Origin of the sequence: Aeromonas sp. QDB23, from assembly GCF_027707745.1 — a bacterium.
GTDB classification, from domain to species: domain Bacteria; phylum Pseudomonadota; class Gammaproteobacteria; order Enterobacterales; family Aeromonadaceae; genus Aeromonas; species Aeromonas allosaccharophila.
On the sequence record NZ_JAPCJA010000035.1, the window covers coordinates 24464 to 45064 of the forward strand.

A 20601-nucleotide genomic window follows, 5' to 3' on the forward strand; every position below is an offset into this window, starting at 1 on the left:
GCTGCCCGTTCACTATGCTGCTGACAAGGAAACACCATGACCTTTCCGCTGTTTGACGCCATCCACCATGTGGCCATCATCGCCAGCGATTACCCACGCTCGCGCCACTTCTACCACGAGGTGCTGGGGCTGCCCATCATCGCCGAAACCCTGCGCGAAGCGCGCCAGTCGTGGAAACTGGATCTGGCCTTGCCAGATGGCAGCCAGCTGGAGCTGTTCAGCTTCCCTATCACCCCCAGCCGCCCCTCGACGCCCGAGGCGTGCGGTCTGCGCCATCTCGCCTTTCGGGTCAGCGACCTTGACCGGGTCATCGCCCACCTGCTGGCCCATCAGATCGCGGTAGAGCCGGTGCGGGTGGACGAGCTGACCGGCAAGCGCTTCACCTTCTTCGCCGACCCCGACGGTCTGCCGCTGGAGCTCTACGAAGCGCCGCACTGAGCCTAAGTCAGCCAAACAGTCGGCCAAACAAAAAGCCGCCCGGCGAAACCGTGCGGCTTTGTCATCTATGAAGCGCTATCAGGCGGTGGTAAGCATGGCGACGGCCAGCGCCATCACCACCATCCCGGCCCAGCCAATGGGCTTGAGTCGCTCACGGAAGATGAGCAGACCGCCGAGTGCGGTACCCAGAATACCGATGGCGCCCCAGGTGGCGTAGGCCACGGCAAGGTCAATCTTGCCACTGCTCACCGCTTCGGAGAGCAGGGTAAAGGCACCCAGCACCAGCATAATTCCCAGCACGCCCCACCCTTTGTAGCGAAAACCCCGCGAGCGGTTGATCGCCATATTGGCACCGATATCCAGCAAGGCCGCGCCAAGTACGATAATTAACGGGTGCATACCGCCTCCTTGCTGTTACGGGTAACTCTCCTGCGCACCGGTTCATCCCCGGTTTCCCCCATGGTCACCATAACAATACCCACTATTGCCAGCGCCAGACCGCTCAGCTCCTGAGCGTTCAGATCGTAATCGAGGAACAGCACGGAGACGATGGTGATCAGTGCAATCCCCAGCCCCTCCCACAACGCAAAGGCAATACCAATGGAGATTGTTTTGGCGGCTTGAGCCAGTAGCAGATAGGAGAGGGTGATCAGGGCCCACATCGGCAGATAGTTCAGCCATCCCGCGGCATCCTCGGGGATCATCGCCATACTGGATGTCCCCGCCACTTCGGTGAGGATGGCCCCTGTCAAGAATATGCGTGCTAAAAGCATGCGACTGATTAACATAGAATTTTCCTTCTGTTGCTGCGACGGGAGAGATGATAGCCGCAGTCGCGGCTCGGTCAGGAATCGCTGAGCGTCGAATTATCAGACGCTGACGGTTTGCCTTGTTATCCGCGGGCGGGCTAAGGTAATACCAGAACACTCCGTCATGACCCATCTTCATGAAGCTCTATCAGATAGAACTCTTTGTAGAATCAGCAAACAGTGGTTCCCTCGCCAATACCGCCAGACGACTTGGCAAAAGCCGCAGCGCAGTCAGTACCGCCATCGCCTCCCTTGAAGTGGAGCTAGGCGTCGAACTTTTTGAACGCGGCGCCAATCAGAGTCGCCTGACCGAGATCGGCGAGCTGGTGCTGGATGACTGCAAACGGCTGCTGCAGGCGGCCAACAGCCTCAAGCTCAAGTGTGAACACTACGCCTCCGGCGCCGAGGTGGCGCTGCGGGTTGCACGCGATGACGCCATCCCCGAACCGGTGTGGCGCGAGATGCTGGCCGCCTTGCGCAGCCAGTTCCCTGGCACCAGTATCTCGCTGGTGCTCGCCTCCCCACCCGAACTGCCTGCGCTGGTGGAAGAGGGGTTCGTCGATGCCGCCTTTGGCCTTATCACCGAGGATCAGGAGCGCAGCGGCCTCAATATCGACCTGCTCAACCCGATCCGCACTCTGATGGTGGTGGCCCCCAGCCATCCGCTGGCCAGCCTGAAGCGGGTGATGCAGCAGGATCTGACCGACCACACCCAGGTCACCCTCTCCTATGTGGATGAATTTTCGGTCAAAAGTCTGCTGCCCATCGGCGGTCAGCACATCGGCCTCTCCAGTTTCGAGCTGATGCGCGATGCGGTACTCGACGGGCTGGGTTGGGCGGTGCTCCCCTCGCCGCTGATCCAGAGCCAGCTGCGGCAGGGCTCCCTGCTGACCCTGAAACACAAGTTCAGCCTGCAGTGGCGGGACTACGGCGTCTATCTGGCGGAAAATGCCTACCACGGCAAGGTGCTGGCCTGGTTGAAAAAGTCGATCCAGGCGTATCTGGAGCCTTTTGAATAGAGTAAAAAGAGACAGAGCCCGCTCACGTTCTACAATTATCCGGGTGATCCGACCGGATGTGATCGTGCATACTGTTCACATACTCATTGAGCGCCGGAGGCGTAACCGATATGAGCAGTGCCCAAGACAAGGGCGATATCTGGCTGGACGACGACATCATCGAACTCGATGATGAAGAGGTCGTGGTCCCCAAGGCACTCAACCCATGGCAGGTGCTGATCGTCGATGACGAGCCGGACATTCATCACGCCACCCGCCTGGCCCTCTCCAATATTCACTACAAGTCGCGCCCGCTTGAACTGCTCAATGCCTACAGCGGCGCCGAAGCGGGTCGCATGCTGGAAGCCAATCCCAGAATTGCCCTGATCCTGCTCGATGTGGTGATGGAGACCGAAGATGCCGGTCTGCGACTGGTACACCGGATCCGCAACGAGATGCGCAACTCGCTGGTGCGGATCGTGCTGCGTACCGGCCAGCCCGGTCAGGCCCCCGAACAGCGGGTGATCCTCGATTACGACATCAACGACTACAAGACCAAGACCGAGCTGACGGTGCAAAAGCTCTATACCACCGTCATCGCCTCCCTGCGCTCTTACGAAACCCTCAGCGCCATCGACAAGAGCCGCCAGGGGCTCGGCAAAATTCTGGAAGGGGCAGGCGATCTCTATCATCTTCACTCCCTCAAGGAGTTCGCCTCCGGTGTGCTGAAACAGATCAGCGCCATTCTCGATGTGGGTACCTAAGGGGCCATCTGCGCCGAGCGGCGTCCCGATCAACATGGCCTGGAGATCCTGGCCGCGACCGGTGACTACGAAGGGCTGCTGGAAGAGCAGGTCCTTGAGGACTTTCCGGCACTGCACGAGTCGGTGATGAAGGCGTTGAATGAACGCTGCAACCGCTTCGAGCATCCGCAGGACTCCCTCTATATCGCCGCCCAGAATGGGCGCGAGTTCGTGCTGAGCTTCACCCCGACCCAGCCTCTCGACCCGCTCGAATGCGATCTGCTGGATGTCTTCTGCCAGCGCATCTCGGCGGCCTACGACAACCTCTACCTCTATAACCAGCTGCTGCGCGCCCAGGAGGCCACCGTAGTGGCGCTGGCGGCGCTGGCAGAGTTCCGCGACTCCGATACCGGCGAGCATGTGCTGCGGGTGCAAAAACTCTCCGATGCGCTGGTGGAAGAGCTGCAACAGATGGCTGTATATCCCGAGCAGCTGACCCCGGAGTTTGTCGAGATGATCGGCATGGCCTCCATCCTGCACGACGTGGGCAAGGTCGGCACCCCCGATCATATCCTGCACAAGCCGGGGCGGTTCGATCCCGACGAGCGGGCCATCATGGAGCAACATGCCGATATCGGCGCCAATATCCTGTACAAGGCGGGCGAGATGGTGGAGGGAACCAGCTACCTCTCGCTGGGCGCCGAAATCGCCCGGGGCCACCACGAGCACTTCGATGGCAAGGGCTATCCGGAACAGCTGGCTGGTCAGCAGATCCCGCTGTCGGCGCGGATCGTGGCGGTTGTCGATGTGTTCGACGCCCTGCTCAGCAAGCGCCCCTACAAGGAGCCCTGGACGCTGGCGCAGACCATGGAGTATATCCAGTCCCGCTCCGGCACCCAGTTTGACCCTCAGGTGGTGGCGGCCCTGTCGCGGCTGGTCAATGAATCGAGGCTCCCCTACTCGCTCTGATCCACCTGTTTCACTCGCCACTCAACATGCCCTGCCGGTGGCCAAGGTCACCGGCAGGGCATCAAAACTGCCGCTTTGTTGCATCCATAACACATCAAAGCACCGCAAACCGGAAACATCCCTCTTCTTTGGCCGCGATATCCGCTGAAATATGGTCATTTAACATCACATCGCTATAATATCGGCCTGCAAACCTGATACTAACAACGAAGGAAATATCATGAGCCTGAACCTGGTACCGGCCGGCAAGAGCCTGCCCGACGATATCTATGTCATCATCGAAATCCCGCAGAATGCCGACCCGATCAAATACGAAGTCGACAAGGACAGCGGCGCAATTTTCGTCGATCGCTTCATGTCTACCCCGATGTTCTATCCGTGCAACTACGGCTACGTGAACGCGACCCTCTCTCTGGATGGTGACCCCGTCGACGTACTGGTTCCGACCCCCTACCCGCTGCTGGCCGGCTCCGTCATTCGCTGCCGCCCGGTTGGCGTGCTGAAGATGACCGACGAGTCTGGCGAAGATGCCAAGATCGTGGCCGTACCGCACTCCAAGCTGACCAAGCAGTACGATCACATCCAGGATGTGAACGATCTGCCGGAACTGCTGCGCGCCCAGATCCAGCACTTCTTCGAGCGCTACAAAGAGCTGGAAGCGGGCAAATGGGTCAAGGTGGAAGGTTGGGGCGACAAGGCCGCTGCCGAAGCCGAGATCAAAACCTCTGCCGAGCGTTACGCTGCCAAGTAAGCGTTATCCGGTATGTAAAAAGGCGCCTTATGGCGCCTTTTTTGTCGGTATTTGCGGCAGCTGACTGGCTGCATCTCCGGCAGGATTGCCCTGAATGTATATTTCACGGCCATCTTTCTGGTAGGGACGATAGTAATCACCGCCACAGCGATAGCCGCCGCCCGGCTGGCTCATCAGCTCGCAGTTGACCGGCAATACCTCCAGCCACTTGATGGCCTGCTGGAAGCGCAGCCACTCCTGCCATTCGTGTTCACGCGCCAGCTGATCGCGCAGGGCAAAGGTATCCGCAACGGACATCCCCTTGTTGACGATCACCTGACCCGCCATGGCTGGCAGGCTGAGCAGCCCAAACAGCACTATGATCCAAGGCTTCATAACCCCTCCAGAGTGACTTAATTTCACAATTAAATTAAAAGTCACATCAATCTGTTATCCAGATCACAAAACGAAACATCACCAAAGTGGTGCCGGCTCACCTAGTTGTTAATTATCGTCCACGGCAGGAAGCACCACCATGAAGCCGATCCCCGCGCTGTTGCTGAGCCTCACTCTCTGCACCACCCTTGGCGCCACTGGCAACGCCAGCGAAATCAACATGAGCTGGCAGTGGCAATCCACCGATGGCCAGCGCAAGCACTTCCAGCTGACCACCGACGATCAGGTGATGGCCGCCAGTCGCCACGAGATGAGCCTACTGGAGGCCTCCCTCACCAATCCGCTGGAGACGCTCTACGCCTACATCAGCCCGCGCCTCTACAACAGCATCAACCTGATCAACCAGAGCAGCCCCGAGACCGCCACCAAGTTTCGCAATCTGGAGCAGGCCTTCACCCTGCGGGACAACAGCATGGAGTCGCTGCTGTTCTGGCAAGCCTACCAGCAGTATCAGGAGGATGCCTTCTATCAGATGAGGGTGGTACCCTGCGTCCATCCGGCCAATCGCAAGCTGCCTTGCGTGCGACCCGATTACTCCCAGCTCTTCTATCACTTCAAGGGGCATCTCAAGCCGCTGGCGCAGCAGTTTGCCGCCAAGGATCTCGCTACCAGTGTCAGCCTGCTGCAGGAGTGGCTGAATGCCATCCCGACCCAGCCGGAGCAGCTGGATCACTTCGCGCCGCCGCTGCAGGCACTGCAGGATAACAAGACCGACAGCGACGAGAAGGCGCTGTTGATGGCCAGCCTGCTGGCGGAGTTGGCCCCGCAATATGTGCTCAGCATCATCTATCCGGATATCAGCATCGGCAGCGTCTCCCCTGCCTGGCTGGCCATTACGGCAGACAGTGGCGTACCCGGTGATGTGGTGGTGATCAACAACCAGCGCCATGTGCTGCTGACCGGCTCGTCCCTGCTGGCCCAGCAGATGACCATGGCCAAGATCCCCCTCATCAGCGAGTCGCTCTACTGACGCAGACAGCTCAGACCAGCAGCCAATGCATTGATTTTTATCGATGTCATGCCATCCTAGCCGCCCTTGCCAGCCAACCTCCTGACTGGCAGGGCGCCAACGCTTCTGAATTGCGATCTTATTTAACACTTTTTAAACAGATCCGATCGGTTTAGGATGAAGCTCGCCCATTCCCTCAATCCGAAACTCGTTATAACATAACAAATGGAGTGTCATCAGGATGAAACATCTGGTACTTACTTTGGCGCTGCTGCCATCTCTGGTCTTTGCTCACAACGTCAAGGATGGCAACCCGGTGCCGCTGGTCAATGTCAGTGACAAGGGTGAGCTGGTACTGAACGGCAAGGATATCGGCTACCAACCGTGGCAGAGCACCTCGCTCACCGGCAAGGTATTCCTGATCCAGCATATTGCCGGTCGCTCCAGTGCCAAGGAGCTGAACGCTCCGATGATCGAGGCGATCAAAGCGGCCAAGCTGCCCCATGACAAGTACCAGACCGTCACCGTCATCAACAGCAATGACGCCATCTGGGGCACCTCCGGCTTCGTGAAGAGCAGCGCCGAGGACAGCAAGAAAGAGTTCCCCTGGTCCGCCATGGTGCTGGATGCCAAGGGCATGGCGCGCAACGCCTGGGATCTGACGCCGGAAAGCTCGGCGATCATCCTGCTGGATAAAGAGGGCAAGGTGCTGTTTGCCAAAGATGGCCAGCTCGATGCCAACAACATCGCTACCGTGATGGGGCTCATCAAGTCCCATCTCTAAGTCAGAGAGAAAGGGCGCTGATGGCGCCCTTTCCATAAGGGTCTATGGGTCGTATCAAGCTGAAAATCTGGATCTTGCTGCTGGGCTGGTTATGGCTGCAGCCTGCCCTTGCCCGGCATCAGCTTGAATCCGCCCTGCCCGGCCACGACGACCATCACTGCCTGGTTTGCGCCCTCCATCTGGATGGCAAGCAAGTCATCACCACCACCCCCTATTGTTTCCCCAGTTCAACTGCGGCTCTGCCCGCTGTTGCAACCATGCAACGCTCGGCGGATACCGCCACGCTGCACAGCTATGCCATCCGTGCGCCGCCAGCCTCTGCTTTTCTCTATCCCTTTGTTTAATTTCGCTATTTGTTTTGAAAAAGGATTAAAGATGAAAGCAGTTACTCTGTTGCTGGCCGCAGCGGCCTTTGGCGCACACGCAAATCACGACGAACACGAGAGCCACAGCCACGGCGCCCACGAGCATGGCCACGGCCACCTTAATCTGGTGGTCGATGGCGATCAGCTGATGATCGAGCTGCAGGCACCTGCAGCCGATCTGGTGGGCTTCGAGCACGCCGCCAAGAGCGATGAAGAGAAGGCGCAGTTTGCCAAGGCGGTCGCCCGCCTCCAGCAGCCTGATGCCCTGTTCCGCTTCGACCCGGCCGCTGGCTGCAAACTGACCCGGCAGGAGCTGCAAGCCGCCAAAGAAGAGCATGATCACGACCATGAGCATGACCATGACCATGACCATGACAAGGCTGACAGCGACGAACATGAACACCAGCATGATCATGACGAAGCGGGTCACGCCGATATGGGCGCCATGTACACCTACACCTGCGCTACCCCGGCCAAACTGACCGGCCTTGAGGCGACCCTGTTCAGCGTCTATCCGAGCCTTGAGAAGCTGAGCGTGCAGGGGATCCTGCCCACCGGCCAGACCGCAGGCGAGCTGACCCCGTCCGCCAACAAGCTGAGCTGGTAACGCCATGAAAAAAGCCGTGGTTGAGATCCGCGATCTGGCCTTTGCCTGGCCTGGTGGCGACGCTGTACTCGATCTGCCCGCCCTCACCATCCGCGAGGGTGAGCGGGTCTTTATCAAGGGTCCGTCGGGCTCCGGCAAATCGACCCTGCTCGGGTTGCTGGCCGGGATCCAGACCGCCAACCACGGCACCCTGGAGGTGCTGGGCCAACCATTGGCCCGGCTCTCTGGCCGTGCCCGTGACCACTTCCGGGCGGCCAATCTGGGTTATATCTTCCAGCAGTTCAATCTGCTGCCCTTTCTCTCGGTGCAGGACAACGTGACCGCTGCCCTCACCTTTTCGCCCGCCAAACGGGCTCGCCTGCAAGGGAGTCCGGAGCAGGAGGCGCGCCGTCTGCTGGCAGAGCTGCAACTGCCGGATGACGCGCTGCACCGCCCCGTCCATGCCCTCAGCATCGGCCAGCAGCAGCGGGTTGCCGCCGCACGGGCGCTGATCGGCTCGCCACCGCTGGTGATCGCCGATGAACCCACCTCGGCCCTCGACACCGACAACCGGGCGGCCTTTATCAAGCTGTTGTTCGAGGAGTGCGACAAGCAGGGCTCGACCCTGATCTTCGTCAGCCATGACCCTTACCTCGAACCCCTGTTCCCGCGGGTCGAAAACCTGCAACAGCTCAACCGGAGGGCATCATGCTGAGCACCGTTCAACACTGCATCTCCCTGATGAATGCCATGCGTACCCACGCGGTACGACAACAAAACCGGAGGGTCACGTGCTAAAGCTCGCCCTGCAAAGTCTTTGGGCCCGCCGCCTCACCGCCGGGCTCACCCTGCTGGCCGTCGCCATCAGCGTCACCCTGCTGCTCGGGGTGGAGCGGGTGCGCACCCAGGCCCGCGAAAGCTTCTCCAACACCGTCTCGGGCACCGATCTCATCGTCGGTGCCCGCTCCGGTCAGGTGAACCTGCTGCTCTACTCGGTGTTTCGCATCGGTAACCCCACCAACAACGTGGGGTGGGACTCCTATCAGGCCATCAAGCAGAAACCGGGCGTCGCCTGGACCATCCCGCTTTCGCTTGGCGACTCCCACAAGGGATTTCGGGTGCTCGGCACCAATGGCGACTACTTCACCCACCTGAAGTACGGTCAGCAGCAGTCGCTGCAACTGCGCGAGGGGAGGCCGTTCGAGACGCCCTTTGAAGCGGTACTTGGCGCTCAGGTGGCCGAGAAGCTGGGCTATCGGCTCGATCAAGCCATCGTCATCGCCCACGGCGCTGGCAACACCTCGTTCAGCCAGCACGACAACCTGCCGTTCAAGGTGGTGGGTATTCTGGCACCGACCGGTACGCCGATCGATCGCACCATCCATGTGCCGCTGGCGGGGATAGAGGCGATCCATCTGGGCTGGGATACCGGCCGTCACAGCAAGAACGTGACACCGGAGCAGGCGCTGGCGCAGGATCTCACCCCGAAAACCATCACCGCCTTTATGGTGGGGCTGAGCAACCGGATTCTGGCGTTCCAGCTGCAACGCAGCGTCAACACCTATCCCAAAGAGCCGCTGATGGCGATCCTGCCCGGCGCCGCACTGCAGGAGCTCTGGAGCCTGATGAGCGTGGCGGAAACCGCGCTGTCGGTGATCGCCGGTTTTGTGGTGGTGGCGGGCCTTATCGGCATGCTGACCACCCTGCTGGCGGGGCTTAACGAACGGCGCCGCGAGCTCGCCATATTGCGCTCCCTCGGTGCCGGCCCCGCCCACCTGTTCCTGCTGCTGGCGCTGGAGGCGATGGCGCTGACCACGGTCGGCATCGCGTTCGGGGTAGCGGTGCTCTATCTGGGACAGGGGCTTGCCTCACCCTGGCTGCTCAGCCACTATGGCCTGCAATTAAGCTTGGGGCTGCCGAGCGCCTACGAGTGGCAGCTGCTGGGGGTGGTGTGGCTGGCGGGCATGGTGATCGGCCTGCTCCCTGCCGCCCGCGCTTACCGCTACAGCCTCAGCGATGGCATGAGCATTCGCGTCTAGCGAGACGCCCTAAATAGAAACAGAAGGACAGATGATGAAGTGGAAAATAGTGGCGCTGCTCGCCAGCCTGCTGGTGCTGCCCGCCCTGGCCGCCGATTACAAGACCATCGACTGGGATGTGCTGATCCCGGAAGGGGAAAAACTGCTGCCACCCCCGCAGGTGAGCCACGATGGGGATCTCGCCTCCGTGCCGCAGCCGGTGGGCGGGGTGAACAAGAAGCTGGGCAACCAGGATGTGCGCATTCCGGGCTTCGTGGTGCCGCTGGAAGGGGATGCCAAGAAGATCACCGCCTTCCTGCTGGTGCCCTACTTCGGCGCCTGCATCCATGTGCCGCCGCCCCCCACCAATCAGGTGATCTATGTGAGCTACCCCAAGGGTGCGCCGGTGGATGATCTGTGGGATGCCATCTGGGTGAAGGGCAAGATGCGCACGGTCAGCTCCAGCCACGAGATGGCGACCGCCTCCTACTCGATGGAAGCGGTCGAGGTGAGCGTCTACGAGGAGTAATCCTCCCGTTGCAAAAAAAGCGGCCTCCACGGAGGCCGCTTTGTTATCTTGGCATCCCGGTTGGAGTAACATTCAGCCCAGAACCTGTGCGAATGGAGCCAGCATGGCCGATCTGCCCCCCCCCAAGAAAGAGAGTTCGATCCTGAGCAGCCAGGAGCAGACCCTGCGTCTGGCCCGCAGTCGCGGCATCGACGGCATGCTCACCCGCAACAGCGACAGCACCTTCGAACAGCGCGCCACCTTTCGCCATCTGGCGGATCAGGCCGCCCGCCAGCGCAATCTGGAAGCCATCATGGTGATGGCCTCCCGCCACTGCGAAGAGACGGCGGCTGGCGGGGAGATGGACAGCGACTGGCTGACCCGCTTCCTGCAACTGGCGGAAGATATCAGCATGGTGCCGATGCAGCAGCTGTGGGGCCGCATCTTCGCCATCGAGGTCGCCACGCCGGGCCGCTTCTCCATCCGGGCGCTCTCCACCCTCAAGGAGATGACCCAGCGCGAAGCCATGCTGTTCCAGCGAGTCTGCGCCCTCACCTGCCACTATGCGGGCAGCGATGAGCAGCGGCTGCTGCTGGGGCTGCACAAGGGGGCCAGCTTGCTGAGCCGCGCCAAGGCCACGCGCCTCGGCCTTGGCAAATACCGGCTGCCCTACAACGCCCTGCTGCAACTGTTCGAGCTGGGGCTGCTGCACCGCGCGGAGCTGGAATCCGGCCCGCTGCCCGCCGACGGGGTCGAGCTGGAGTTCGGCAACCAGCGCTGGCGGCTGCAGTGCAAGCAGCACAATATCACCCTGCTCTACTACCGGCTCACCCCGGTGGGCAACGAGCTCGCCCAGCTGCTGCAAGAGTCGCCGCTGGAGGAGTACCTGCAGGATCTGAAAACCGTGCTGGTGCAGGGGATCCAGATCGAGGTCCAGCATCAGGTCAACGAGACCACACCGCCTACCCCTGACGCCGCTCCCTGATAGGCGATGGGGGAACACGCCCACCGACGCGCCACAGATCCCGATCACTGCACCTCACTCAGCAAAGTGAGGTGCAAAATGCAGATCCCCTCGCCTCTTGCCGCTCGTTTTTTGCACATTGCAACGACAGCAGCGCCACATTCAGTGGCTGCGCCCCTTTATTGACACAAGAATCACTTAACGTGATTGATGGCCCGCCCTTTGCTTTGAACTTGATGCAGCTCAATTTTCAACCACCACAGCTCGGAAGCATGGCCATGAGAATCAATCAACCGGTTACCCAAAGAGAACGCCTCTATTCAGACCACCAGAGCCTGATCTCAACCACGGATCTGGAGAGCCGCATCACCTACGCCAACGATGAGTTCTGCGAGATAGCAGGCTTCCAGCTCGACGAGCTGATGGGGGAACACCACAATCTGGTGCGCCATCCTGACATGCCGAAACAGGCCTTTGCCGATCTGTGGAACCATATCCGCGAAGGCAAGAGCTGGATGGGGCCGGTGAAAAATCGCTGCAAGAGTGGCGATCACTACTGGGTCAGCGCCTTTGTCACCCCTATCAAGGATGCCAGCGGCCGGGTGGTGGAGTATCAGTCGGTGCGCACCGCCCCGAGCGAGGAGATCAAACAGCGGGCCGAGAAGGTCTATGCCGACCTTCGCAACGACAAGCTGCCGCGGGCGCTCAAGCTGCCCACCTTCTCCCATGCCCTGACCATCAACCTCTGCCTGCTGCTGAGCCTGATCGCCATGTTGGCGCTGGGTTACAACCACGATATGAACTGGCAACTGGCGCTGGCCGCCCTGCCGCTGGCGATAGCGGCCATCACCCTGAATGCCCTCTCCCGCCGCCTCGGCAAGCTCAACAAGATGGCCCGCAGCCGCTTTGACAACCCGCTGATGCAGCTGCTCTACACCAACAAGGTGGACAACATCGCCGCCATCGAACTCTCGATGATGATGAATCAGGCCGAGTTCAACGCCGTGCTGGCCCGCACCCAGCAGACTTGCAGCAAGATCCTGCAGGCCGCCGAGGGGGATCTGCGCAACGCCGAATCCATCACCGACAACCTGCAACAGCAGCAGGCCGAAACCAATCAGGTGGCGACCGCCGTGACCGAAATGTCGGAGTCCATTCGCGAGGTGTCGCAGAGCTCCAGCGAATCCTCCAGCCTGCTGGACGAGACCGCCGACCTGTTCAAGAGCGGCAACCATAGCGTGGCCGAAACCGTGGCTGCCGTGGCGGGCATGAACAGCGAGCTGACCACCTCCAAGGTCGTCATCAGCGCGCTGGTCGGCCACTGCCGCGATATCGACGGCATTCTCGATGTGATCAACAACATCGCCAACCAGACCAACCTGCTGGCCCTCAACGCCGCCATCGAAGCGGCGCGGGCTGGCGAAGCAGGTCGCGGTTTCTCGGTAGTGGCCGACGAGATCCGCTCGCTCGCCATCAAGACCCAATCCTCGACCAGCGAAATCCAGAAGATGATCACCGAGCTGCAAACCAGCGCCGGGGATGCAGAGCAGGCGATGGAGAAGGGCTGCCAACTCTCCGAGAGCTGCCAGCAAAAAGCCTCGGCGACCGGCACCATTCTCCAGCAGATCAACAATATGTTGCAGCAGGTCGCCTCCGGCAGCGGCCAGATTGCCCAGGCGGTGCAGGAGCAGTTCCACGTCACCGCCGAGATCAATCGCAACGTGCTCAGCATCAAGACCCTGGCCGATGACTCCAGCGTCGGCAGCCAGCACGCCGTGCACGGCATCACCCAGCTGGTAAATCAGTTAAGCGATCTCGACCGGCTGGTACGTCAGTTCCAGAAAACCGCCCCGGCGAGCCAAAGCCGCTACGAAGTGGCCACCACCCGCGCCGTGCCGGTTCGCCAAGCGAGATAACCACTACACAAACCATCACCGCAGAAAAACCCTATGGGCCCGCAGGCCCATAGGTTTTTTAGTGTCCGCCAACCAGAGGGCGACACTCCCGCTTTCACCGTCCGATTTTCCCCAGCTCTGATGGCCGCCACTGTTGAGCGGCCATCTCACCGCCCGTTACTGATTAATTTGTTGATCTTGCTCAGAAAACGGCCTGCTTCCACTTTCCACCCCAGCCCCGTTCGGTAACATAGCCGCTTGGCGGCCTCTCGCAAGAGTCAGCCATGAGCCAAGCCAGTGCCAAATCTCAGGTAAAGCAGCAAGCTGGAGGCTGAAATTCAGGGGCGGTAGCGTGGTTTTTGCAGGTTGGCGCAGCGTTGCCAAGCCCAACATACGTGATATTGCACTTCCAGCACCTTAATGTGGTGTTATATACCACTGGTAATTAGAGGTTATATTGAGTCGTTTAAATAAAATTGAGGTAGCAAAACTACCATGTGCTATAGAGCAAACCATAGATATATTGGCGCAATTAGTTGGTTTGGCAATTGTTTATTGGTTGTTTACAGCAATTGGTGAGTTTCTGATAGGTGAGGGTTTCAGCACTGATGTATTGCTGAGTATGGTTGTATTACCGGCCATTTTAGTACTCAAACAGTCTAGTGAAATCCTACAGCCATACTTTGTAAAAGTATCTATTAAAGATGACAAATTATCTGTTACTCAGGGCATTTTAACTGTTTTTGAAGATAGCCTTATATTAGATAATGTTGAAAACGTTGAAACAATAACAACTTTACTAGGTAGGGTATTAGATTATTCAACAATTAGAATTTATGCTTTTGGTTCATGGGTCGTTGTTCCAAACGTCAAGAATTCACAAGAAATTAAAAAGCAGCTAGAGAAAATAATCGAATCGAAGAAAACTGAAAGATGCATGCAAAAAATCATTTAAGAGTGATTATAAATGCTAGGTGTTATGCTTATCATCGACTTGATTTTTTAAATGTGATTAGTGCATCTATACATGCATCGCATGTACCTTAACATTACTTAATATAATCAGGAGGATTAATGCTGTATAAATTAGAACAAGAAAATGACGAAGTATTAGGCCTTGAGCCTGTTGAATTTAAAGATTTATCTTCCTTTGGTAAGTATGAGAAAGATCTTGAGAATTTAATAGCAAACAACATTCTAGATCTACTTTTTGAAGATTCAAAGTTAATGCCTGTCTTTCAAGAAAGGTTATATCAAGCTGAGGCTGATATTTATGCTTTAAATGAATATGGTGAGTTAGTGATCTTTGAGTTAAAAAGAAGTTCAGCTGATGCCAGTGCTGTGCAACAAGCGCTAAGATATGCAGAAGATGCTGGACAATGGTCGTATAAAAAACTGGAAAATAAGTACTGGCAATATGTGGAAAGTGAGGGTAAATCACTCGTTGACGCTCATCGGGATGCATTTGGACTAGAACACAAGTTAGACCCTAAAGACATCAATAAAAAACAACACCTTATTGTAATAGGTAGTGCAGCAGATGAATCTTTGATATCCTCGGTTGATTATTGGAAGAAGAATGGACTGTCAATTGAGTTTTTGCCTTACCGACTTTATGAAATAGGTGGTAAGAAATACTTCGAGCTTTTTGCACCTCCTTATGACAAGCACAAGAATCCGAAAGATGTCAAAGGTGTTCTATTTGATACAAATAGAACTTACGACGAGAACGGGATATGGCACATGCTTGAGAACAAAAGATTAGAAGCTTATGGTGATGCTAAGCGTTTTGTGAGCCATGTAAATGAGGGGGACATTGTATTTTTCTCCCATAAATGGTGTGGCGTGGTCGCCGCTGGTAAAGTGAAGAGCAAGGTGTTCAAACCTAATAGCGACACTTGGTATCGTGAGGTTGAACTCTTAACTCCTGCACCGTCTCGTGAAGAAAATCTTTTATATATGCCATTTTCAAAAGTTAGTGATTTTTTAGGTAAAAGTTTCTTTTGGGCTCGCACAATAAAAGTTCCATATTTAACTAAAACAGAATCAATGCTATTAGTTAACGAATTAAAAAAGTATCTGGAATAGAAAAATGGTTACAACACATTTAATATTTCGCTCCCAATGCTTGGCACTTTCAGTCCGTAGGTTCGAATAGCGCTGCGTATTCGGACAATCGCGAATAACCCCGCCTCGATATAAGCAAGGATCGGAAGCTCCTCTCGCGGGGTTGCTATCGACCACCTTGGGGTGGGTCAAGACTTGCCGGTGCCACTATAAGCTGAATTTATGGTTTTTCCGATAATGACCCAGCTTTTGCTTATAGTGGCTGCCGCCAGCCCAGCAGCGCCTGTGGTGGTCAACTTAACGACCGCCGGGCGCTTGTTATAGGTTCTTCCGATCCAATTACAGATAGTTCCCCTGCCTCAGGGCAGTCAGCAGCTCATCCACCAGCGCCTCCACCGATTTACCGGCGTTAAGCAGATGGATCTCCGGCTGCTCCGGCGCCTCGTAGGCGGAGTCGATACCGGTAAAGTTGCGAATTTCCCCTGCCCGCGCCTTTTTATAGAGCCCCTTGGGGTCACGCTCTTCACAGACAGCAAGCGGCGCATCGACAAAGACTTCGACAAACTCCCCTTCACCCAAGAGATTGCGCACCACCTCCCGTTCGGCACGAAACGGCGAGATAAAGGCAGTGAGCACGATCAGGCCCGCATCCACCATCAGCTTTGCCACCTCGCCGACCCGGCGGATATTCTCCTGCCGCGCAGCATCATCAAAACCGAGATCGCCGCACAGGCCGTGGCGCACATTGTCCCCATCCAGCAGATAGGTGTGCTTGCCTTGTGCCGCCAGCGCCTGCTCCAGCGCCCCCGCCAGGGTTGATTTGCCCGCCCCCGATAGCCCGGTAAACCAGATCACCAGCGGCTTTTGCCCTTTAAGCTCGGCCCGGCTCTGTTTGTCGACGGCATGTTTGTGCCACACGATATTGCTCATCCAACGCTCCTTGATTGGCGCTCACGCCTCAAAACTTAACTTGCCCGGAACCAGGGGGAGCCACCTCGGGCTATCAGCCGAGAACTTGCTGATGCCATGGTATTGCTCATCCAACACTCCTTGATTGGCGCTCACGCCTCAAAACTTAAACTGTCCGGAACCACGAGGAGCCGCCTCGGACTATCAGCCGACAGCTTGCTGATGCCATGGCATTGCTCACCCAACACGCCTTGATTGGCGCTCACGCCTTAAAACGGAAACAGCAGGGGCACCATCACAATCACCCCGAGGCTATAGGCCAGCGAGACCGGCAGGGCCAGCTTGAGGTAGTCCGGCATCTTGTAGTTGCCCGCGGCATAGACCATCAGGTTGGTCTGGTAGCCGTAGGGCAGGATAAAGCTGGAGCTCGCCCCGAACAGCACCGCCAGAATAAACGGCATGGTCGAGACATCCATGCTGAGCGCCAGCTGGTAACCCATGGGGAAAGCCAGTGCGGCGGCGGCGTTGTTGCTCATCAGCTCGGTCAGCACCAGCGTAAACAGATAGATACCGATAAAGGCGATGATGGGGCTGGCACCGTTGAACTCCCCCATCAGCCAGTCGGCGATAAGCCGCGCCAGCCCGCTCTTTTCCAGCTGATCGGCGATGGCGAGCGCCCCGCCCACCACCAGCCAGATATCCAGCGGAAAGCGGCGGCGGATCTCGTCCAGGGTCAGAATGCGGGTAAGCAGCAGCGCCACCAGCATCAGCAGCAAGCCCTTGAACAGCGGCACCAGCTCGAACACCGAGAGCGCCAACACCCCGAGAAACCCCAGCACCACGGCGGCGCTGCGCTTGCCATCGAGGCGGGTGGAGGCTTCCAGCCCGCTCACCACCACAAACTCCCGCCCCAGCGACTTGTTGCGGGCAAACTGGGGGCCGGGAGCCAGCAGCAGGGTATCACCGGCGTGCAGTTCAATCTGGCCGAGGCCGCCGGTTAGCTGGGTTTCGCCGCGGCGCACCGCCAGTACCACCGCATCGAAGTGGGTACGAAATTCGGCATCCTTGATGGTCTGACCCACCAGCCGCGAGCTGTGGCTGACGATCACCTCCACCAGATGCTGGCCGTTGAGGCGGTGCTGACCGTAGAGATCCAGCCCCTTCATCTCCTGCAACACGCCGACACTCTCCACATCGCCGCAAAACAGCAGCACGTCCCCTTCGTGCAGCTCGTGTTCCGGCTGCACCGGGCAGATCACCTGCTCGCCGCGAATGATTTCCGCCAGATAGAGGCTTTTCAGGCTGCGCAGGCCGTTCTCCTTGACGCTACGCCCCGCCAGCGGTGAACCGGCGCCCACCTTGGCTTCGAGAAAGTAGCCGGATTCGCGGCTCATCTCGGTATCCTGCTCCGGCAGGTGACGGGCAAACAGCAGCACAGCCACCAGACCGGTCAGCAAGGTGCCCGCCCCCACCATAAAGAAGTCGAACATGCCGAGCGGCGGCGCCCCCATCTTGATCAGGAAGCTGTTGACGATCAGGTTGGTGGAGGTGCCGATCAGGGTCAGCACCCCGCCAAAGGTGGCCGCGAAGCACATGGGCAGCAGCAGCCGCGACGGGGAGTAGTTGGGATTGCGTTTGACCGCCCCCAGCATGGAGGCCACCACGGCGGTGTTGTTGACGAAGGCCGAGAGGAAGGCGGTGGAGAACCACACCTTCACCAGCACCTTGTTGAATGAACCCGTGCCCACCAGATTGGCGAACCAGCTCATGATGCGGGTCTTCTCCACCGCCAGCGACACCAGCAGCAACAGTACCAGGGTCAGCAGGGCACTGTTGGTGTAGCCTGCCACCACGGCGTTGATGTCCGCCAGCCCGCTCAGGTAGGTGATGAGCACGGCGCCCGAGAAGAGCAGCGCCGGGCGGAGTTTGCCCTGGATCAGCAGGGCCACGAGAGCAGCCAGCAGACCCAGCACCAGGGATTGTTGCCAGGTCATGGGCTTACTCCTTGCTTGTGTCGTTACCGATGGCAAGGGCTTGCCAGTGCGGGAAGTGCTTGCGCACCAGCGCGTTGAGCTCGATTTCGAACTCGCTGTAGTGCCCTTTTACCGCTTTCGCGGCCAAGCCTTCCACTATCATGCCGGCGCCGACAGTGACGTTGCTCAGCCGGTCGATCAGGATAAAGCTGCCGGTATCGCGGATCTCCTGATACGGGTCGAACGCCACCGGGTCAGTGAGGCTCAGCTCGCACAGGCCGATCTCGTTGAGCTTGAGCTCGCTGGCGGGCAGCTCGTCCAGCTTGTTGATCTCGATGCGGTGGCGGATGGCCTCCACCTGGCCGCGACTCTTCTTGGTGGCCAGCTTGACGTCGTAGACCCGGCCCGGTTGCAGGGACTCCTCCCCCATCCAGACGATATGGGCCAGCACGTTCTGGGTCACTTGCGGGCGGTTGGCGGCATCCACCAGCAGATCGCCGCGGCTGATGTCGATTTCATCGGCGAAGGTGACCGTGATGGCCTGACCCGGCAGCGCGTACTCCAGATCCCCGTCGAAGGTGACGATGCGGGTCACTGTGCTCTCTTTGCCAGACGGCAGCACCGCCAGCTTGTCGCCCACCCGCAGGATGCCGGAGGCCAACGTCCCCGCGAAGCCGCGAAAATCGAGGTTGGGGCGGTTCACATACTGCACCGGCAGGCGCACCGGATGACGCTCCAGCTCGCGCTCCACCTCGGCGGTTTCAAGCAAGGAGAGCAGGGTTTCGCCCTGATACCAGGCCAGCTTGTCGCTCTGGTTGACCACGTTGTCGCCGTCCAGCGCCGAGACCGGCACGATATGGATGGTGTCGACGCTGAGCTTTTTGGCAAATTCGCGGTATTCGGCACTGATGCGCTCGAACACCTCCTGACTGAACTCCACCAGATCCATCTTGTTGACTGCCACCACGAACTGCTTGATGCCGAGCAGGCTCGCGATAAAGCTGTGGCGGCGGGTCTGATCCAGCACGCCTTTGCGAGCGTCGATCAGGATGATGGCCAGATCGCAAGTGGAGGCGCCGGTGGCCATGTTGCGGGTGTACTGCTCGTGGCCCGGGGTATCCGAGATGATAAATTTGCGCTTGGCGGTGGAGAAGTAGCGGTAGGCCACGTCTATGGTGATGCCCTGCTCGCGCTCGGCTTGCAGGCCGTCTACCAGCAGCGCCAAGTCCAGCTTATCGCCGGTGGTGCCAAGCTTCTGGCTGTCGGACTCCAGCGCTTTGAGCTGATCTTCATAAATCTGCTGGGAGTCGTGCAACAACCGGCCGATAAGGGTGCTCTTGCCGTCATCCACGCTGCCGCAGGTGAGAAAACGCAGCAGACTCTTGTGCTGCTGGGCGTGCAGATAGGCTTCGATGCCCTGTTCGGTGATGGCGGTCTGAATATGGCTGTTCATGCTGACGACTCCTTAGAAATATCCCTGACGCTTCTTCTGCTCCATGGAGCCGGCCTGATCGTGGTCAATCAGCCGCCCTTGCCGCTCGCTCGAGGTGGTGAGCAGCATCTCTTCAATAATTTCCGGCAAGGTGGTGGCATCGGATTCGATGGCCCCGGTCAACGGGTAGCAGCCGAGGGTACGGAAACGCACCAGCTCCTGCTTCACCTCATCCTCGGCGGTCAGCGGCATGCGCTCGTCATCCACCATGATCTTGATGCCGTTGCGCTCCACCACCGGACGCATGGCCGCGAAGTAGAGCGGCACTATGTCGATGTTCTCGAGATAGATGTATTGCCAGATATCCAGCTCGGTCCAGTTGGAGAGCGGGAACACCCGGATGCTCTCCCCCTTGTTGACCTGGCTGTTGTAGACCCGCCACAGCTCGGGGCGCTGGTTTTTCGGATCCCAGCGGTGGGACTTGTCACGGAAGGAGTAGACCCGCTCCTTGGCGCGGGACTTCTCCTCGTCGCGGCGGGCCCCCCCGAAGGCGGCGTCGAAGCCATATTTGTTGAGCGCCTGCTTGAGCCCCTCGGTCTTCATGATGTCGGTGTGCTTGCCGCTGCCGTGCACGAAGGGGTTGATGCCCATGGCGAGGCCGTCCGGGTTCTTGTGGACGATCAGATCCAGCCCGTACTTTTTGGCGGTCTCGTCGCGGAATTTGATCATCTCCTTGAACTTCCAGTCGGTATCGACGTGGAGCAAGGGGAACGGGATCTTGCCCGGATAGAAGGCCTTGCGGGCCAGGTGCAGCATGACGGAGGAGTCCTTGCCGATGGAGTACATCATCACCGGGTTTTCAAATTCGGCAGCCACCTCGCGGATGATATGGATGCTCTCGGCTTCCAGCTGCTGTAGGTGTGTCAATCTTTCACGGTCCATGTTGGTCCTCTGGTCATTACTAACGCGCATGGTCAGGGCGCGGGGTGGTTCAGTGCGCGGCCGCGC

The 20601-nt window shown here is 58.5% G+C and carries 21 protein-coding genes and 1 pseudogene; 15 read left to right on the plus strand and 7 right to left on the minus strand.

Features of this window, described 5'->3' with window-relative positions:
- The first annotated feature begins 36 nt into the window (after positions 1-36).
- Positions 37-438: an SMU1112c/YaeR family gloxylase I-like metalloprotein gene (gloA2, locus tag PG888_RS14875; protein WP_270693700.1), complete on the plus strand. Its 402-nt coding sequence runs from the start codon at positions 37-39 to the stop codon at positions 436-438.
- 78 nt (positions 439-516) lie between these two features.
- Here gloA2 and PG888_RS14880 read toward each other — a convergent pair whose 3' ends face one another.
- Together PG888_RS14880 and PG888_RS14885 are read right to left on the minus strand one after the other, a co-directional pair.
- Positions 517-837 (minus strand): SMR family transporter, encoded by a 321-nt coding sequence (locus PG888_RS14880; RefSeq protein ID WP_058052527.1) that lies wholly within the window; start codon positions 835-837, stop codon positions 517-519.
- Complete coding sequence (locus PG888_RS14885) at positions 825-1226, minus strand: SMR family transporter (protein ID WP_042063140.1); 402 nt, start codon at positions 1224-1226, stop codon at positions 825-827. The genes PG888_RS14880 and PG888_RS14885 overlap by 13 nt, the downstream gene beginning before the upstream one ends.
- Before the next feature lie 158 nt (positions 1227-1384).
- Between PG888_RS14885 and PG888_RS14890 the strand changes: the two genes are divergently transcribed.
- The 3 genes and pseudogenes from PG888_RS14890 (at position 1385) to ppa (ending at position 4708) form a co-directional block, all read left to right on the plus strand.
- On the plus strand, positions 1385-2266 hold the full coding sequence (locus tag PG888_RS14890; RefSeq protein WP_042079961.1) for a LysR family transcriptional regulator: 882 nt from the start codon (positions 1385-1387) through the stop codon (positions 2264-2266).
- A 110-nt stretch (positions 2267-2376) separates the two neighbouring features.
- A pseudogene (locus PG888_RS14895) lies at positions 2377-3957 on the plus strand (DUF3369 domain-containing protein).
- Positions 3958-4177: 220 nt separating this feature from the next.
- A complete protein-coding gene (gene ppa / locus PG888_RS14900) occupies positions 4178-4708 on the plus strand; it encodes an inorganic diphosphatase (protein WP_033137821.1) in 531 nt (176 codons plus the stop codon).
- Positions 4709-4735: 27 nt separating this feature from the next.
- Here ppa and PG888_RS14905 read toward each other — a convergent pair whose 3' ends face one another.
- A complete protein-coding gene (locus PG888_RS14905) occupies positions 4736-5083 on the minus strand; it encodes a hypothetical protein (RefSeq protein ID WP_270693699.1) in 348 nt (115 codons plus the stop codon).
- Between the two features lie 139 nt (positions 5084-5222).
- Between PG888_RS14905 and PG888_RS14910 the strand changes: the two genes are divergently transcribed.
- From PG888_RS14910 to PG888_RS14960, 11 genes are all read left to right on the plus strand, one after another.
- Complete coding sequence (locus PG888_RS14910; protein WP_270693698.1) at positions 5223-6113, plus strand: hypothetical protein; 891 nt, start codon at positions 5223-5225, stop codon at positions 6111-6113.
- 220 nt (positions 6114-6333) lie between these two features.
- Positions 6334-6876 (plus strand): YtfJ family protein, encoded by a 543-nt coding sequence (locus PG888_RS14915; RefSeq protein WP_111807084.1) that lies wholly within the window; start codon positions 6334-6336, stop codon positions 6874-6876.
- 44 nt (positions 6877-6920) lie between these two features.
- Positions 6921-7220: a hypothetical protein gene (locus tag PG888_RS14920; protein ID WP_270693696.1), complete on the plus strand. Its 300-nt coding sequence runs from the start codon at positions 6921-6923 to the stop codon at positions 7218-7220.
- Positions 7221-7251: 31 nt separating this feature from the next.
- The gene (locus tag PG888_RS14925) at positions 7252-7848 is read left to right on the plus strand and encodes a DUF2796 domain-containing protein (protein ID WP_270693695.1); all 597 of its coding nucleotides are present in this window, start codon (positions 7252-7254) and stop codon (positions 7846-7848) included.
- Positions 7849-7852: 4 nt separating this feature from the next.
- Positions 7853-8542, plus strand: coding sequence for an ABC transporter ATP-binding protein (locus PG888_RS14930; RefSeq protein ID WP_005335686.1), 690 nt, complete (start codon positions 7853-7855; stop codon positions 8540-8542).
- A gap of 76 nt (positions 8543-8618) precedes the next feature.
- Positions 8619-9866 (plus strand): ABC transporter permease, encoded by a 1248-nt coding sequence (locus PG888_RS14935; protein WP_270693694.1) that lies wholly within the window; start codon positions 8619-8621, stop codon positions 9864-9866.
- 31 nt (positions 9867-9897) lie between these two features.
- Complete coding sequence (locus PG888_RS14940; protein ID WP_270693693.1) at positions 9898-10374, plus strand: DUF3299 domain-containing protein; 477 nt, start codon at positions 9898-9900, stop codon at positions 10372-10374.
- Positions 10375-10477: 103 nt separating this feature from the next.
- Positions 10478-11338: a TIGR03899 family protein gene (locus PG888_RS14945; RefSeq protein ID WP_042656617.1), complete on the plus strand. Its 861-nt coding sequence runs from the start codon at positions 10478-10480 to the stop codon at positions 11336-11338.
- A gap of 257 nt (positions 11339-11595) precedes the next feature.
- The gene (locus PG888_RS14950) at positions 11596-13233 is read left to right on the plus strand and encodes a methyl-accepting chemotaxis protein (protein WP_270693691.1); all 1638 of its coding nucleotides are present in this window, start codon (positions 11596-11598) and stop codon (positions 13231-13233) included.
- A gap of 436 nt (positions 13234-13669) precedes the next feature.
- Positions 13670-14167 (plus strand): PH domain-containing protein, encoded by a 498-nt coding sequence (locus PG888_RS14955; RefSeq protein WP_152564641.1) that lies wholly within the window; start codon positions 13670-13672, stop codon positions 14165-14167.
- Between the two features lie 119 nt (positions 14168-14286).
- Positions 14287-15300, plus strand: a complete 1014-nt coding sequence (locus tag PG888_RS14960; protein WP_043821725.1) for an endonuclease NucS domain-containing protein — start codon at positions 14287-14289, stop codon at positions 15298-15300.
- Positions 15301-15618: 318 nt separating this feature from the next.
- Here the strand turns inward: PG888_RS14960 and cysC are convergent, their stop codons facing one another.
- From cysC to cysD, 4 genes are all read right to left on the minus strand, one after another.
- Positions 15619-16209, minus strand: coding sequence for an adenylyl-sulfate kinase (gene cysC, locus PG888_RS14965; RefSeq protein WP_270693690.1), 591 nt, complete (start codon positions 16207-16209; stop codon positions 15619-15621).
- Between the two features lie 248 nt (positions 16210-16457).
- Positions 16458-18182, minus strand: coding sequence for an SLC13 family permease (locus PG888_RS14970; protein ID WP_270693689.1), 1725 nt, complete (start codon positions 18180-18182; stop codon positions 16458-16460).
- A 4-nt stretch (positions 18183-18186) separates the two neighbouring features.
- Positions 18187-19614 carry a sulfate adenylyltransferase subunit CysN gene (cysN, locus tag PG888_RS14975; protein WP_270693688.1) on the minus strand — a complete coding sequence of 476 codons (1428 nt, stop codon included), beginning with the start codon at positions 19612-19614 and terminating at the stop codon, positions 18187-18189.
- Between the two features lie 12 nt (positions 19615-19626).
- A complete protein-coding gene (cysD, locus tag PG888_RS14980; protein ID WP_270693713.1) occupies positions 19627-20565 on the minus strand; it encodes a sulfate adenylyltransferase subunit CysD in 939 nt (312 codons plus the stop codon).
- Between the last annotated feature and the right edge of the window lie 36 nt (positions 20566-20601).

Coding starts and splice junctions, on each gene's coding strand:
- gloA2 (WP_270693700.1), top strand. CDS start 37: ATGACCTTTCCGCTGTTTGACGCCATCCACCATGTGGCCATCATCGCC.
- PG888_RS14880 (WP_058052527.1), bottom strand. CDS start 837: ATGCACCCGTTAATTATCGTACTTGGCGCGGCCTTGCTGGATATCGGT.
- PG888_RS14885 (WP_042063140.1), bottom strand. CDS start 1,226: ATGTTAATCAGTCGCATGCTTTTAGCACGCATATTCTTGACAGGGGCC.
- PG888_RS14890 (WP_042079961.1), top strand. CDS start 1,385: ATGAAGCTCTATCAGATAGAACTCTTTGTAGAATCAGCAAACAGTGGT.
- ppa (WP_033137821.1), top strand. CDS start 4,178: ATGAGCCTGAACCTGGTACCGGCCGGCAAGAGCCTGCCCGACGATATC.
- PG888_RS14905 (WP_270693699.1), bottom strand. CDS start 5,083: ATGAAGCCTTGGATCATAGTGCTGTTTGGGCTGCTCAGCCTGCCAGCC.
- PG888_RS14910 (WP_270693698.1), top strand. CDS start 5,223: ATGAAGCCGATCCCCGCGCTGTTGCTGAGCCTCACTCTCTGCACCACC.
- PG888_RS14915 (WP_111807084.1), top strand. CDS start 6,334: ATGAAACATCTGGTACTTACTTTGGCGCTGCTGCCATCTCTGGTCTTT.
- PG888_RS14920 (WP_270693696.1), top strand. CDS start 6,921: ATGGGTCGTATCAAGCTGAAAATCTGGATCTTGCTGCTGGGCTGGTTA.
- PG888_RS14925 (WP_270693695.1), top strand. CDS start 7,252: ATGAAAGCAGTTACTCTGTTGCTGGCCGCAGCGGCCTTTGGCGCACAC.
- PG888_RS14930 (WP_005335686.1), top strand. CDS start 7,853: ATGAAAAAAGCCGTGGTTGAGATCCGCGATCTGGCCTTTGCCTGGCCT.
- PG888_RS14940 (WP_270693693.1), top strand. CDS start 9,898: ATGATGAAGTGGAAAATAGTGGCGCTGCTCGCCAGCCTGCTGGTGCTG.
- PG888_RS14945 (WP_042656617.1), top strand. CDS start 10,478: ATGGCCGATCTGCCCCCCCCCAAGAAAGAGAGTTCGATCCTGAGCAGC.
- PG888_RS14950 (WP_270693691.1), top strand. CDS start 11,596: ATGAGAATCAATCAACCGGTTACCCAAAGAGAACGCCTCTATTCAGAC.
- PG888_RS14960 (WP_043821725.1), top strand. CDS start 14,287: ATGCTGTATAAATTAGAACAAGAAAATGACGAAGTATTAGGCCTTGAG.
- cysC (WP_270693690.1), bottom strand. CDS start 16,209: ATGAGCAATATCGTGTGGCACAAACATGCCGTCGACAAACAGAGCCGG.
- PG888_RS14970 (WP_270693689.1), bottom strand. CDS start 18,182: ATGACCTGGCAACAATCCCTGGTGCTGGGTCTGCTGGCTGCTCTCGTG.
- cysN (WP_270693688.1), bottom strand. CDS start 19,614: ATGAACAGCCATATTCAGACCGCCATCACCGAACAGGGCATCGAAGCC.
- cysD (WP_270693713.1), bottom strand. CDS start 20,565: ATGCGCGTTAGTAATGACCAGAGGACCAACATGGACCGTGAAAGATTG.